Annotated in this window: 9 protein-coding genes; 6 read left to right on the forward strand and 3 right to left on the reverse strand. The window is 43.6% G+C overall.

Annotation, left to right across the window (positions count from 1 at the left end):
* Window positions 1-629: 629 nt before the first annotated feature.
* The gene (locus FG28_RS02485; RefSeq protein ID WP_036379642.1) at window positions 630-953 is read left to right on the forward strand and encodes a hypothetical protein; all 324 of its coding nucleotides are present in this window, start codon (window positions 630-632) and stop codon (window positions 951-953) included.
* A gap of 55 nt (window positions 954-1,008) precedes the next feature.
* Window positions 1,009-1,137 carry a hypothetical protein gene (locus tag FG28_RS21035; RefSeq protein WP_262491869.1) on the forward strand — a complete coding sequence of 43 codons (129 nt, stop codon included), beginning with the start codon at window positions 1,009-1,011 and terminating at the stop codon, window positions 1,135-1,137.
* A 266-nt stretch (window positions 1,138-1,403) separates the two neighbouring features.
* Here the strand turns inward: FG28_RS21035 and FG28_RS02490 are convergent, their stop codons facing one another.
* A complete protein-coding gene (locus tag FG28_RS02490; RefSeq protein WP_036379643.1) occupies window positions 1,404-1,889 on the reverse strand; it encodes a hypothetical protein in 486 nt (161 codons plus the stop codon).
* 254 nt (window positions 1,890-2,143) lie between these two features.
* Here FG28_RS02490 and FG28_RS02495 point away from each other — a divergent pair, with 254 nt between their 5' ends.
* The 4 genes from FG28_RS02495 (at window position 2,144) to FG28_RS02510 (ending at window position 11,309) form a co-directional block, all read left to right on the forward strand.
* A complete protein-coding gene (locus tag FG28_RS02495; RefSeq protein ID WP_051947161.1) occupies window positions 2,144-3,562 on the forward strand; it encodes a TolC family protein in 1,419 nt (472 codons plus the stop codon).
* Window positions 3,555-4,763, forward strand: a complete 1,209-nt coding sequence (locus tag FG28_RS02500; protein WP_036379644.1) for an efflux RND transporter periplasmic adaptor subunit — start codon at window positions 3,555-3,557, stop codon at window positions 4,761-4,763. Before FG28_RS02495 ends, FG28_RS02500 begins: the two co-directional genes overlap by 8 nt.
* Window position 4,764: 1 nt before the next feature.
* On the forward strand, window positions 4,765-7,923 hold the full coding sequence (locus tag FG28_RS02505; protein WP_036386077.1) for an efflux RND transporter permease subunit: 3,159 nt from the start codon (window positions 4,765-4,767) through the stop codon (window positions 7,921-7,923).
* Window positions 7,924-8,147: 224 nt separating this feature from the next.
* Window positions 8,148-11,309 (forward strand): glycosyl hydrolase, encoded by a 3,162-nt coding sequence (locus tag FG28_RS02510; RefSeq protein WP_036379646.1) that lies wholly within the window; start codon window positions 8,148-8,150, stop codon window positions 11,307-11,309.
* A 92-nt stretch (window positions 11,310-11,401) separates the two neighbouring features.
* Here FG28_RS02510 and FG28_RS02515 read toward each other — a convergent pair whose 3' ends face one another.
* Together FG28_RS02515 and FG28_RS02520 are read right to left on the reverse strand one after the other, a co-directional pair.
* Entirely contained in the window at window positions 11,402-12,784 is a 1,383-nt protein-coding gene (locus tag FG28_RS02515) for an Ig-like domain-containing protein (RefSeq protein ID WP_036379648.1), read from the reverse strand.
* Between the two features lie 27 nt (window positions 12,785-12,811).
* The gene (locus tag FG28_RS02520; RefSeq protein WP_036379650.1) at window positions 12,812-14,578 is read right to left on the reverse strand and encodes an Ig-like domain-containing protein; all 1,767 of its coding nucleotides are present in this window, start codon (window positions 14,576-14,578) and stop codon (window positions 12,812-12,814) included.
* Window positions 14,579-14,592: the final 14 nt, after the last annotated feature.

Consider the following 14,592-nt stretch of genomic DNA (forward strand, 5'->3'; position numbering starts at 1 on the left):
CGACGTAAACCACATTGACAAGGTAAACCACTATCTATTTTGGTTATTTTCCCTTTCAAGGGGATTTTTGTCAAAGCAATCAGAATAGTGTTAGGAGGTAATTTTGAAGCATTTGAATTTAACAAATGAAACTCAAATTAGATTACAGATTTCCCTTAAAAAAAATAGGGTTTTTCCGCAATTTGCCCTAAATCGGTAAGAAAGTCACCTATTCGGTGAGCGAAAAATTTCGAAGGGCTAGAAAGTCTTTATTTACAGGGGTTTTAAGAGGTGGGTTCTGGTCCCTCCGGCTCCACATTGAAAACCACCTTCGGGTGGTTTTTTGTATTTCAAAAATCTATCAACTTGGATAGCTTTACCCCCAAGGCGGTTGCAACTGGTTTTTCACTAAGGAATACACTAAGTAGTTCCACAGGTACTTCTGCCATTTTGCAAAAGGTTTTGCTTTCAGTCATGAGACTCCATCGAGTCAAGCTCTGGCCAAATCAGATTGGTTGCACTCTTTTTGAGCACTTAGCCCAAGAATGCTTCCCAATATTTTAGTAAGAAAACAAGTGTCAACTTGTTGTATGACATCTTTTTCAACATTATGCATTTCCTTTGGAAAAATAAAACCCAAATCATCTTGTATGGAAAAAGTAAAAACCATTGCTCTAGAAAACCTAGACCTCTCTTTGGAAACTTATTTTGGTTCGTTGACACCCCAGAAAAAGGATTTTAGTGCCACCCATTTACGGGTCAAAGGCTATTGCGACCCGCTTTTTAAAGTGGAGTCACTACTTAACGTCTGTATTTTGGCCTTGGACAATCCCAATTCCGGAAACCATACTGCCATTGTGGAACCGGATGTCTATATTCTATCTGTTTTGGAAATGGCAGCGCAATTGATTCCGTTTGAAGAGGCTGAGTTTTTGGATGAGGTCCGATCAAGATGTTACAGGCCGATCTTATGATGGCGAGAATTATAATTGTGGTCTAGTCGATGTGACCGACCGCCCATATAAACACATGGTAAATGCCATTAAAGAAACGGCCAAAAGATTATACGGAGTGCATTCCCAAGAGGTTAAGGCCTATGATCAAATGCCGTTGAATCCATGTGGTTATGGCCCTATTACAGATTTATGGAACGAATGATATCCCAATAAAGGCCAATTTTTAGGGTTAGGAGTAAAGCAAACCAAATACAGGTCTCCTTTTGGCTACAAAATCATCAAATAGTAAAACCATATATTTATCCTATTTTGGGAAATAATTATAACAAGTCACCTATTCAGTGAGCATAAATTTACGAAGGCCAGTAACACCCCTATTTATTGGGGTTTTGACCAATAGAATACACCTACATAATACTCCAACAAAAAAAGCCCAAAATTTTTTGTGCTTTAGGTTATTATTAGTTCCTAATCTATCATCAGTGCCCTAAACTCACCATCCGTAAGCGTTATGGTAACATCTGTTTCTGAAGTAATTGTAGCAGTAAAGGTTCCTTCAACATAATCCTCAGAAACACTGGTTACATTGATATTTCCACTTTGGGCAAAATTAAAATCAAATCCCATGGGTTCTGATGTAAATGAAATCTTGTAATCCCCACCAAATGCACCTCCCTCAATATCAAAATCTCCGGTAGTGATATCCAATGGCAAATAAAGACTGATTCGGGTATCTCCAACATCGGTCAATCCTTCACCATTATTTCCATTGAAGGTAATGGATAGGGATTCTGCGGTAATAATGTCTAAAAAATCATAATCAGTATCATCTATGGAAAATCGAATATAGGTATCTGAAATCTGTGTGGGAGAATCATCAGAACTACAGGACTGCAAAATAATAACACCTGTCAGTGATAAAGTCAAAAGGATAATCTTTTCAAGCTTTTTCATAAAGATTAGATTTGGGGTTTATGTCTGTATGCATTAAACTTGGTTACCCCATATTTATTTGACAAGTCCTGTTAAAACTTTTGGATTCTCGCAAAAAATCAAAAAAACACATTCAAAACATGCAAATACTTACTTGATTTTCTACTCTTCCACGCCAAAACCACTCCTACTACATAAACAATTATGTTTTTGTTAATATAGTTTCTCACCAAAAAAATTATTTTAAAGAAATAGAAACCATTCCTTAAAAACACGTGTTGGTACGATTAGCCAAATACAAACCATTGCTACTTTTCGCCTCTATCTTGATTCTGATGGTGAATTGCGCGCCTAAATTCTCAAATACTGAACTTCCCATTAAAGAACCAAAGGAATTCTCCCAAACTGGTTCCGCTATTATTGAAGACAAATGGTGGCATGCTTTTCAAGATGAAAATTTGAATAAATTGATTGACAGCGCCATGCAATCTAATTTGGATTTGGCGGCAACTTGGCAACAATTTATGGCCGCCAAAGCGGTGGTAAAGGGGCAAGCTTCCAGTAAATGGCCCGAAATCAATGCATCGGCACAATCGGCCATTAATTTACCCGAACCCGATTTTGTGGGAGGAGAAAATACGCAGTTGGGGTTTTTGGCCAACTACGAACTAGATCTCTGGGGCCGAATCGGGACCGCCGTTAGAGCTGAAAAACTTAGGGCCGAAGCCAGCCTTTTCGATTACCGAGCCGCAGCCATCTCACTCTCCGCTGAAATCACTTCAACTTGGTACCAATTGGTCGCTGCCAAGCAACAATTAAAAATCACCGAAAATCAGATTGAAACAAACGAAGCCATTATCAAACTCATCCGCTCCCGATTTACAGGAGGACAAATACGGGCTGTGGACATTCTCAGACAAGGTCAATTACTCGAGAGCACCAAAGAACAGCAAATCATTTTTTCAACCAATGTGCAAGTCTTGGAAAATCAGTTGGCCGTACTCTTGGGAAAGCAACCACAAGATAGTTTACCTTTTCATAAAATTGACTTGCCCAAGGTCCCAGAACTGCCAGAAACAGGTCTACCGCTTGAACTTGTGCGGAGAAGACCTGACCTTCAACAGTCGTATGCCCTATTACTGGCTGCCGATCAAGATTGGGCTTCAGCGGTTCGTAGCAAATATCCGAGAATTTCAGTAAGTGCAAGAGGGCAACTGCGTTCCAACAGTTTTGAAAATCTTTTTGATAATTGGGCCTATTCCTTGGCCGGAAACATATTGGCCCCGCTATTCAACGGTGGACAGTTAAATGCCGAAGTGGACAGGACCCTCGCCATAAAACAACAACGCCTTTACCAATACGGACAAACTACCCTAACTGCCTTTCATGAAGTAGAAAATGCTCTTGTACAGGATATCATGCAGAAGCAACGGTTGGAGAACATTCAGCGGCAATTGGAGCTTGCGGAAAAAAGCAACAAGCAATTGCGGGTGGAATTCTTAAACGGCTTCAGTCCATATTTGGACGTATTGGTAGGTCTAGACCAAGAACAGCAGCTACGCAGGGACTTTGTTTCGGCACAACTCCAACATATTCAGATTCGGGTTGGGTTGTACCGCGCACTGGCCGGAAGTTTTGAAACAGGCAGAGGTCTTGAAAATCAAAACCGAAACGTAAAAGAACTGTATGAGTAGTAAAAAAATACTATGGATTTGTTTGGCCATCTTGGCAGGTGGTGCGCTGATCACAACACTTATTTTTTCCACCGAACCCGAAGCACAACGAGAGGGTGCTTCCATCGAAACCGCCATTCTGGTTGATGTAATCCAAGTGGAGTATGGCACTTTTGAACCCACCATCGTGGCCACAGGTACCGTTCAACCAGTTGAAGATGTCATCCTAAGTCCATTGGTGTCAGGGCAAATTATACGGAGAGATCCCGCATTTACCCCTGGTGGATTTGTCAAAAAGGATGAAGTGCTATTGCAGATTGACCCTTCGGATTACAGAAACACACTGGAGCTCAGAAAAAGTGAATTGTTGCAGTCAGAAACGACGCTGGCCACCGAAATGGGAAGACAACAAATAGCAGAACAAGACCTTCAACTCATAGCCAACGACTCGCTTTTTGGAGGCAATCCTCTTTCTGAAGAGGAACGGCAATTGGTCCTTAGAAAACCGCAACTCAATGCTGTAAAGGCCAACATCAATGCAGCTAGAGCTTCAGTTGACCAAGCGCAACTTAATCTGGACCGAACTACCATCCGTGCCCCTTTTGATGCCCATATTTTAAGTCAAAACGTAACCAAGGGCTCCCAAGTTTCACAAGGAGACGATTTGGGGAGAATTGTAGGTACAGAACATTATTGGGTAGCCGCTGCCGTTCCCGTTTCCAAAATACAATGGCTGGATTTCCCCAATGACGATACTGAAAAAGGTTCCCATGTACGAATTGAAAATCCAACAGCTTGGCCACCCAATACCTATCGTGAAGGGTATTTGGACAAACAAATTGGTGCCCTTGAGGGGCAAACTCGATTGGCTCGGGTTCTAGTTAAAGTCCAAGACCCCTTATCCACCACAAAAGCCATGGAGAATCAACCAAAACTAATGATAGGAACCTTTGTTGAAGTCCATATTCAGGCTAACCCTGTTGAAAATGTAGTACGTCTGAACCGGGATTTTGTTCGAAGCAATGAAACCGTATGGGTCATGAAAGATGCTAAGTTGGAAATTCGTGATGTTGAAATTGTATTGACCGATGATACACATTCCTACATCAGTGAAGGTTTGAACAAAGGTGAAATGATTGTGACCACGAACCTCAGTACCGTAACGGATGGCATTGATCTCCGTACCAAAAGCAATGAACCCACCACTCAAACACAGGAATAGGATGAAGGAGGAGAATAAAGACAACAAAAAATCGCCGAGAAAGGAAGGTGCCATAGCCTATATGGCCCGTAATTCAATTGCCACCAATTTATTGATGCTGTTGTTGATTGGTGGTGGTCTGTTTACCATGTATACCATTCAAAAAGAGGTGTTCCCTGAATTTCAGTTGGATTTTGTGGAGGTTTCAGTGGCCTACCCTGGGGCATCTCCTGCCGAGGTGGAACAAGGAGTACTCCAACCTGTTGAAGAAGCGGTTCGTGGGGTGCAGGGCATCAAGGAAATTGTCTCTCAGGCCAATGAAGGATCCGGAGAGGTCAGCATAGAATTGGTTGCTGGCACTGAACGCATGAAAGCATTTCAGGACATTGATCAGGCCATAAACCGTATCCGCACCTTTCCGGATGATATTGAACGGCCCGAAGTTAGCCTGCGTTCCCGGCAACGGGATGTTCTCCAAATTGGTATCTATGGGGATGCCGATATCTGGACCTTGCGCCAAATCGCGGAACGTTTACGTACCATTTTGCTTAGTAATCCCGAAATCACCCAAGTGGAACTTAACAATGTTCCCGACTTTGAGACCCGTGTTGAAATCCCAAGAAATAACCTGCAAAAATACAACCTGACACTGGGCCAAGTGGCCGACATCATCCAACAGAGCAGTAACGATGTCCCTGCCGGTGCCGTTCAGACCCAAAGTGGTGAAATTCTCCTGCGCATGCAGGAACGAAAACAATGGGCGGAAGAATTTGGAAATATCACCATAGTGTCATCGCCATCAGGGGCTAAAGTGTACTTAAAAGACATTGCCACAATTACCGATGGTTTTGAAGAAACTGGATTTCATGGTCAATTCAACCAATCCAATTATGTGGAACTTCAAATTTTCCGGATTGGTGACCAATCACCCTTGGAAATTGCCAAGGTGGTGGAAAACATTTTAAAGGATTACCAACTGCCACCGGGAATCAACTTCCGTACCGATAGCAACCGCGCAGCAGATTATCAAGAACGTTTGTCGCTACTCACTGAAAATGGAATCCTCGCCATCGTCATTGTATTGATCATTCTGACATTGTTCTTAGAATATCGATTGGCCTTTTGGGTCATGATCGGTATGACCATTTCCTTTATTGGTGGGATGATCATTCTACCCTTAATCGGAGTAAGTGTAAACATGATTTCCATGTTTGGGTTTTTGGTGGTACTTGGGATTGTGGTGGATGATGCCATTGTTGTGGGGGAAAATGTGTATGAATACCGTCAAAAAGGGTTGAGCCCCATGAAAGCCGCCATTGCCGGGACCAAAGATGTCTCATTACCCGTTATTTTTAGTATCATCACTACCATCATTGCCTTTGTTCCCCTGCTCTTCATGCCCGGAGAAACTGGAAAGTTCTGGCAGCCCTTGCCCGCTGTGGTCATTGTTATTTTGGCTGTTTCCCTGCTTGAAGCTTTGTTCATACTCCCTTCACACTTGGGCCATTTAAAAGAGAAGAAAAACAAAAATAAGTGGGTGTTGAAATTGGAAGGGTGGCAACGAAATTTTGCAAAGAGCTTTGACAATTTCATAGAGAAACGATACCGTCCCTTGTTGGATATCTGCTTAAAACATCGATACATTACGCTGAGCATCGCCGTGACTTTGTTATTGATTGTAGGTGGCTACGGTTACAGTGGTCACATGGGTATGATCATGATGCCTGAGGTTGCCGCCGATGAAATTGAAGCTGGTGTTCGATTGCCCGTTGGCACCACCCCAGACCAAGCCGCTAAGGTTGCTCATGACATTTCGGAAGCCACGCAACGTATGTTCGAGGAGCATAATCTTTATGAAGTTGCCGAAGGCATCAAAACCAACGTTCGGGGACAGAATTTTATCGATGTTGAAATCGTGATGCTTCCCCCAGATCAAAGAAATATTACCGCCGGTGAGGTCATTGCCCTTTGGCGGGACAATATTGGGGATATTGAAGGTGTGGACCAAATCACCTTTGAAGCTGAACGAGGTCCCGGCGGAGCCCGTCAGGCCATCAGCATCGACCTTAGCCATTCTAACATTGATGTGTTGGAGGAAGCCAGTACAGCATTTGTAAACCGGATGCAGGCTTTTTCCAATACCCGTGATGTAACCGATAATTACAACAAAGGAAAAACACAATTCAATTTTAAGCTGTTGCCCCAAGGAAGGAATCTTGGGCTTACTTCGGATGAAGTTGGAAGACAGGTCAGGGATGCCTTCTTTGGTGCTCTGGCCATGCGGCAATTGCGTGGGATGGACGAAATTGAAGTTCGGGTGAAGCTGCCCTTGCACGAACGAAAAGACATCAAAAATCTGGAAAAATTTTTACTTCGAACACCAGATGGGGTCGAAGTCCCATTATTTGATGTTGTAGAAATTGAACAACAGGAAGCGTTCACCAACATCAACCGCCGCGATGGCCGAAGAGTGGTCAATGTGGGTATGGATGTGGAACCTGCCAATTCTGTGGGAAGGGTCATAGCCAAGGTTCAAGAAGAAACGTTGCCCCAGCTTCGGGCCGATTTTCCCGGAATAACTTGGAGTTTTGAGGGTAGCCAAGCCGACATGCGTGAAAGTACGAGTGTTCTTCGGGCTGGATTTGCCATTGCAATGCTCCTGATCTATGCACTGCTTGCCATTGCCTTCAGTAGTTATTCGCAACCCTTGATCGTTATGTTCGCCATCCCATTCGGAATTGTTGGGGCCGTTATTGGTCATATTTTGTTGGGATACGATCTATCACTGGTAAGTTTAATGGGAGTAATCGCCTTATCCGGGGTTGTTGTCAACGACTCTCTTATTATGATAGACTATGCCAACAAACGTAGAAAAGAAGGTGACCCCATCTACAAATCCATCCACGAAGCAGGTCTGCGAAGGTTTCGACCCATTATCTTGACCACAATGACCACTTTTGGTGGACTCGCTCCCATTATCTTGGAAACATCAAGCCAGGCTTTCTATCTAATTCCCATGGCCATCTCTTTGGGGTTCGGGATTGTTTTTGCCACCACCATCATATTGGTTATTGTACCCTGTCTGTATTTAATTTTGGAAGACTTGAGACTTTTAATCGCCAAAGGGCGAACCGTTAAGGAAGTCAATGTAACTGACATCCCCATTCCTTCAGATAAATAATTTGATGCACATTACGCAGGTATGGAGGAAGGGTAATATAATATCAATTCCATTTATTGGCAGCCTCATGGAAAAATAGGGCATTATTGGTTTTTATGAGTTCAGTTTCAAAAATCTTGAACAGTTTTACCATTTTTCCGAAAAGCCTCTAAAAATAAAGGAAGCCCGTAATTTATAGTGCCTTATTGACTATCTTATGTAGCTTTAAGTCAGAATTACCAACTATGAAACCTAAATTTCCCCTGATTCCCCTTTTCTTATTTCTTTTTTTGACCTCTTTTGCCCAAACCGACCCAACCGTCTTCAATGATTTGGAATTCCGTTTTATCGGTCCCGAAGGCAATCGCGCCATTGCCATTGCAGGTGTACCCGGTGACCCAATGATCAATTACATCGGAGCTGCCTCCGGTGGGCTCTGGAAAACTACTGACGGAGGTATCAACTGGGAGCCCATTTTTGATGACCAAGACGTTTCTTCCATCGGGTCATTGGCCATTGCTCCCTCAAATCCAGATATTGTTTGGGCGGGAACAGGAGAAACCTTTGTCATTCGTCCTGCCCATGCTATGGGTGATGGTATTTACAAATCTGAAGATGCCGGAAAGACCTGGAAAAAAATGGGATTGGAAAAAACAGGGCGTATCGGGCGGGTAATCGTACACCCTACCAATCCTGATATTGTATATGCCGCAGCATTGGGCCATACCTATGGACCGCAGCAAGACCGTGGCGTCTTCAAAACCACTGATGGTGGAAAAACCTGGAAAAAAATATTTTTTGTGGATGAAAACACGGGTGCGGCAGAATTGGCCATCGACCCAAAAAACCCAGACCGACTTTTAGTGGGGATGTGGTCCATACACATCAATACATGGGGATTGAACAGTGGCGGCCCCGGCGGAGGAGTTTATCGCACCACAGATGGCGGTGAAACTTGGGAATCCCTATCCAAATATGGTTTGCCCGGAGGAAAAGATAATCCTGTTGGTAAAACGGCAGTGGCGATTGCCCCGTCCCAGCCCAATGTGGTATACGCACTTTTTGAAATTGACAGCCCTGCCCTTTATCGCTCCGAGGATTTTGGAAATACATGGACACTTCAAACCCGTAACCATGACATTGCGGAACGGGCTCCGTATTACACCCGAATGGCTGTTTCTCCTGCCAATCCTGACGAACTTTATTTTGCCAGTGTAAAATTCAGTACTTCCAAGGATGGCGGAAAAACCATATCCGGAGGATATGCTGCCGGTGGTGACAATCATGATATTTGGTTGGACCCCATCAATGCAGACCGTATGATGGTGGCCCATGATGGATGTGCCAGTATCACCTTGAATCATGGTGAAAGTTTTCAACGAGTGGTCCTTCCCATTGCGCAAATGTATCACGCCGCAGTGGATGACCAAATACCCTATAACGTTTATGGAAACCGTCAAGATGGGTATTCCTATAAAGGTCCCAGCAATAGTTTGCAAGGTTATATTCCTCTGGGTCTATGGGAAGGTGTAGGTGGATGTGAGAGTGGATTCGCACAACCGGACCCTTTTGATAATGATATTGTCTGGTCTGGTTGTTACGACGGTGGTTTGCAACGTTACAATGCCAGAACCGGTCATGCCCAGGACGTTCGGGTTTGGCCTGAAGCTGGGTACGGATGGGAACCCGGTAAGCTCAAATACCGCTGGCACTGGAACTTTCCTTTGGCGTTTTCGCCCCATACCCGTCACCGTGTATATGTAGGAAGTCAATTTGTACACATAAGTGATGATAATGGACAAAGTTGGCAGGTCATTAGTCCCGATTTGACCTTAAACGTCAAATCGCATCAAAAAAGTTCTGGTGGAATTGCAACAGATAACTTAATGACCTTTGATGGAGCGACACTGTTTAGCATTGTGGAATCCAAATTGGAACCGGGCCTTATCTGGACTGGAAGTAATGATGGGCAAGTAAATTTGACACGGGACGGCGGTGAGACCTGGACCAATGTGACCCAAAACATTACCGGTTTACCTAAATGGGGCACAGTGACCAATATTGAGGTGTCCCACTTTACAAAAGGTACAGTTTACATCGCCGTAGATCTTCATCAGATGGGTGATTTTGATCCTTATATTTATAAGACTTCGGATTATGGCCAAAGCTGGAAATTGGTGAGCGGCAACGTTCCAAAATCCGTGCACAGTTTTGCACACGTCATTAAAGAGGACCCAAAAAGGGAGGGCATGCTCTACCTTGGGGTCGACAATGGAATCTACATCAGCACCAATGATGGAGCAAGTTGGATGCGTTTGCGAAACAACCTTCCCCCTGCCCCAGTCTATTGGTTGGAAATCCAAGAACGTTTTGATGATTTGGTAGTGGGAACCTATGGAAGGGGCTACTACATTTTGGACAATATTGCACCGTTGCGGGAATACGACATGGATGCCAAGGGCAAGGACGCTCATTTGTTCAGTTTGCGCCAAGCCTACCGCTTTCAAGATAAACAGAGTATAAAAACGGATGGACCCAGTCTGAATGCTGGTACAAATCCAGCCTACGGTGCTGATATCAACTATTATTTGGCAGATGATGACCATGAGAAGGTTGAAATTCAGATTCTATCCGAAACCGATGACCTTATCAGGACGCTGGAAGGAAAGAAAGAGGCTGGCGTGAACCGCGTCATGTGGGACCTAAGATATGAACCCACCTATAAACCCAAACTGCAGTCAACACCTCCTGGAAGACCATGGGTGCAGCTCAACGGAGAAGGGTGGCGACCCTTAGTGACCTGGGACTTGGATTTGATGCGCGGACAATATGGGCCAAAAACGGTTCCCGGTGTTTACAAAGTCAAATTGATTGTAGATGACAAGGAATACATTCGAGAAGTGGAAGTATTAAAAGACCCGTCTACCGAAGGTAGTCTGGAAGATATTGAAAAACAAGTGGCCTTTTCGTTGGAACTGCGCGATGCTATGAATCTTGCTGTGACCATGATCAATGATATTGAAACGATACGTGCCGAGTTGAACGAGGTTATCCCTCAATTAAAAAATAAGGCTGATTCAAAAAAAGCAGAAGAGCTTCGGGTTTTGGCAGAGTCGATAGCGGGCACATTGTACGACATTCATTTAACAGGTGCCCGCGAAGATGCCTTTAGGTCCCCCATGAAACTTTACGGCCGATTGAGCTCATTGGCGAGTGATATTACGGGATACGGCGTAGATTTTAAACCCACGGACCAACAAGAAGATGTATATTCAATTTTCAACAAAAGGTTAAAAGATGTTGATGCCAGATTCAAGAGGTTCATGAACGTGGAAATCAAGACCTTTAACGACCAGTTGAAGAAAAGTGAGCTTCAAATCCTTTTGGATAAGAAAATAAAGTCATAAAATACAGTATGGGTTGAGAATAAAAAAGGATGGCCAAAAGCCATCCTTTTTTTACTAACTCAAACAAATCAATAACAAAATCCTTTTGGATTTTACTCAAATTCCATAACATATTGCTTAAACTCCGAGGAATTGAACATGCCATTGGCATCATGCGCCACATTGGGCACAATAATTTTTCTATGGTTATGGGTTGAGGTATAAAAGGTTTCCATATATGTGAACATATTTTCTCCCCGTGCAAATCGATTTGAACCCAACAAAGTTGCCTGACAATCGGTGGTGTTCAGTGTACCCGTAGTGGATATATCATCACTGCCCAGTAAATAAATTGTATTTCTGGAGACCTGTTGCGCTGTTAAGGTAGCGGCATCAACACCATCCAAATACGATACTGCAAATTCATATCCATAGGGCCAATACGTATATCCGGCACAATCCATAGGCTCATAAAACGTTCCAGCACCTTCATCATAACGCTGTCCATCTGGATAATAGAAATATTGATTATTGGCTACTACATATTGAAAATTGAGAGCTGGGTGTGCGTCTTCAACCTGGTTTGCCAAGGCGTAGTGCTGCGTGTAGGCTGCCCCGGACGAATGACCGGCAATAAGAACGGTCTTCAGGTTTGGAAATTTGTCCAAATTGGAAAAGCGATTCACCAAGGTATCCAAAACCGTAAATGAACTAATGGAAGCATTGGCATTTCCTGCATTTGCACCTTCGCGCCATCTAGAATCGTTCCAGACCAAACCATCTGTCGGTGCTGTTGAATCATCTTGGTAATGGGGTGCAATTACCAAGGTGGTTGATTCCATATCCACACTCTCCAATGCATTGAGCATATATCCATAGTATTCATCGGCATTGCGTTCCGCGCCATGTACCACAACCACTACCTTGTCGATAAAATCCCAAACAAATTCAGGGTCGTCCACAAAATCATGGTTGGCGTAAACCTCAAAGGATAAGGGTTGATCAGCATTATCCATAAAACTCAACTGTTGGATGCAATCCTCCGATGCGGACAAGCAGGGTGTCTTAACATTTCCAGCTGCCGTGGTAAAGGTATAGGCAACACCCGTGGTCAGTACTTTTCCCTCCAAACCTATATTTCCTGAGTCCAAACCAATGGTATATTCCGTTGCTAAGGCCATATCCTCAACATTGATCAAGACTTTGGTGGATTGATTTAGATACTCCACGGTGTAGGGGATATTTTCGGCCCCGGCCATCAAGAAAAATGCACTTTCAAACTTATTGGGGTCCACAATGGCCGAAAATACAATCTCAAAGGTACTGCTCAAGGGAACATTCTGCATATTGTTCTCAAGGGGAGCATCATTCAACTTTACCGAAATCACCTTCAAGGAACCAGAGACAGCGTCGTCTTCGTTACATCCCGTAAAATATAGGACCAAACTGCTCAAAAACAACAGTTGAATACTTTTTATCAATTTCTTTCTATTCATTTTTAGAAAATAAGCTGTTAAATATCATTAATTACAGGCCGGGTACACACATGCTGATTCTTGTGTTGTGGTGGACCCAACAGCACAATCCAGGCCTCCAACGGTCCAAATTCCACCATCTTGATAAGCCCAAGAGCCTGAATATTCCCAACTCACCCCAGTACCATCCACATTGGCATCACCATAGGTTTCCACTACGGTGGTTCCATTGAAAAGCTCAATGGCATCATCACCATTCTGATTCATGGATTCGGTTTCTATGATGTGTTCAAAAGAATCTATACAACCTCCAAAATAGGCCGCGATGGTCGCTTGTTCACGAGCCAGCAGGATGTCATCCCCTTCTTCAACGGAAATGGCCGGTAAAACAAATTCCACTCCATCGGTACCTCCACCATTGTTGGCAACACCAATGCCGTAAATGCTCAAATCTGGGATATTTTTATTGGCCTTTAGATGAACAGCTTTGCCTCCATTGGTTCCACTACCATCCCACAATAGGGCCAATACCCCTTTTAAGCTAAGTGCCTCGGAACAGATAGGATACGGACAGCCCAAAGTATCCACCGTAGTGGAGCCTACGGAACAATCTACTCCACCTGTGGTCCAAAAGCCATCAAACTTGTAAGCCCAAGAACCCGAATATTCCCAAGATTCGCCAGTGCCATCTACATTAATATCACCATAGGTTTCTATTACAACATCACCTTGGTAAAGTTCAATGGCATCATCGCCATTTTGGTTGATGGCCGATTCTGCCTGGAGCACATGTTCAAACTCATCAATACATCCACCGAAATACGTGGAGATCAAGGCAATTTCCCTTGCGACAAGGATATCATCCCCTGCTGCGACTGCAATGGCAGGAAGTACCGTCTCAACGCCATCCGTTCCGCCTCCGTTATTGGCCGTTCCCAATCCATAAAGGCTCAAATCGGCTATATCTTGATTGGCCACCAAGTGAATGGCCTTACCATCATTGGTTCCGGAACCATCCCAGGTAAGCGCCATAATTCCCTTTAAAGATAGGGCTGGCAATTGTTCAATGACTATCAGGGATATTCCTTCGGAATCACCCAAAGCATTGGTTACATTTTCCAATGAAATATCTATGGTCTCATTGCCTTCATTTTCTCCATCCAAAATAGTAGTGATGGAAATTGAAGCGGATAACGAACCTTGGGGAATGGTGATATTTTCCTCTCCTGAAATGCTGTAATCCAAACCTTTAGTCGCCGTTCCATCAAAAACAATGGTTGCTGTTACATCACTGTTGGCTTCTTTGTTCAAGGTTGCCGTGATGGTTGCTGTGGCACTATTTTCCTCCAATTCGGCAATATCGCTGGACAGGGATAAAGTAGGTGGAACAAATGCCGCTGTAGAAAAACTTATTGAAAAAGGACCACTCAATGTTTCTCCGTTGGTTCCATACGTACCTTCAGTCAATGAAATCGTATAACTGGTTTCATAATCCAATGTGGTGGGAACCAAGGTTACTGTGGAATTGGTATTTGAAAATTCAATGTCATAATCAACAGTGCCCGAACCTGATGTAAAATCCAAAGCGGATGTTATGGCATCTGTATCCAGACTGTGGGAAAAGATGATTTCAATGGAAGATGCCACCGGAACATCCTCCACAGGTGTTTCAAAATCCGTTTCGGTAATATTGGTGGTAAGTACCGTTAAGACATTGTCTTCAAACACAGTGCCTTCATCATCGTCATTACATCCCATAAACAATAGCACCAGTGCAATGACTATGCTCCATATTGGGTTTTTATGATTTTTCATGTTTAGTAATTTTT

Source organism: Muricauda sp. MAR_2010_75, assembly GCF_000745185.1.
Taxonomy (GTDB): Bacteria; Bacteroidota; Bacteroidia; order Flavobacteriales; family Flavobacteriaceae; genus Flagellimonas.

Excerpts from the sequence above, each read along its gene's own strand:
- FG28_RS21035 (WP_262491869.1), top strand. The coding sequence starts at position 1,009 with ATGGTAAATGCCATTAAAGAAACGGCCAAAAGATTATACGGAGTGCAT.
- FG28_RS02520 (WP_036379650.1), bottom strand. The coding sequence starts at position 14,578 with ATGAAAAATCATAAAAACCCAATATGGAGCATAGTCATTGCACTGGTG.
- FG28_RS02510 (WP_036379646.1), top strand. The coding sequence starts at position 8,148 with ATGAAACCTAAATTTCCCCTGATTCCCCTTTTCTTATTTCTTTTTTTG.
- FG28_RS02490 (WP_036379643.1), bottom strand. The coding sequence starts at position 1,889 with ATGAAAAAGCTTGAAAAGATTATCCTTTTGACTTTATCACTGACAGGT.
- FG28_RS02485 (WP_036379642.1), top strand. The coding sequence starts at position 630 with ATGGAAAAAGTAAAAACCATTGCTCTAGAAAACCTAGACCTCTCTTTG.
- FG28_RS02505 (WP_036386077.1), top strand. The coding sequence starts at position 4,765 with ATGAAGGAGGAGAATAAAGACAACAAAAAATCGCCGAGAAAGGAAGGT.
- FG28_RS02500 (WP_036379644.1), top strand. The coding sequence starts at position 3,555 with ATGAGTAGTAAAAAAATACTATGGATTTGTTTGGCCATCTTGGCAGGT.
- FG28_RS02515 (WP_036379648.1), bottom strand. The coding sequence starts at position 12,784 with ATGAATAGAAAGAAATTGATAAAAAGTATTCAACTGTTGTTTTTGAGC.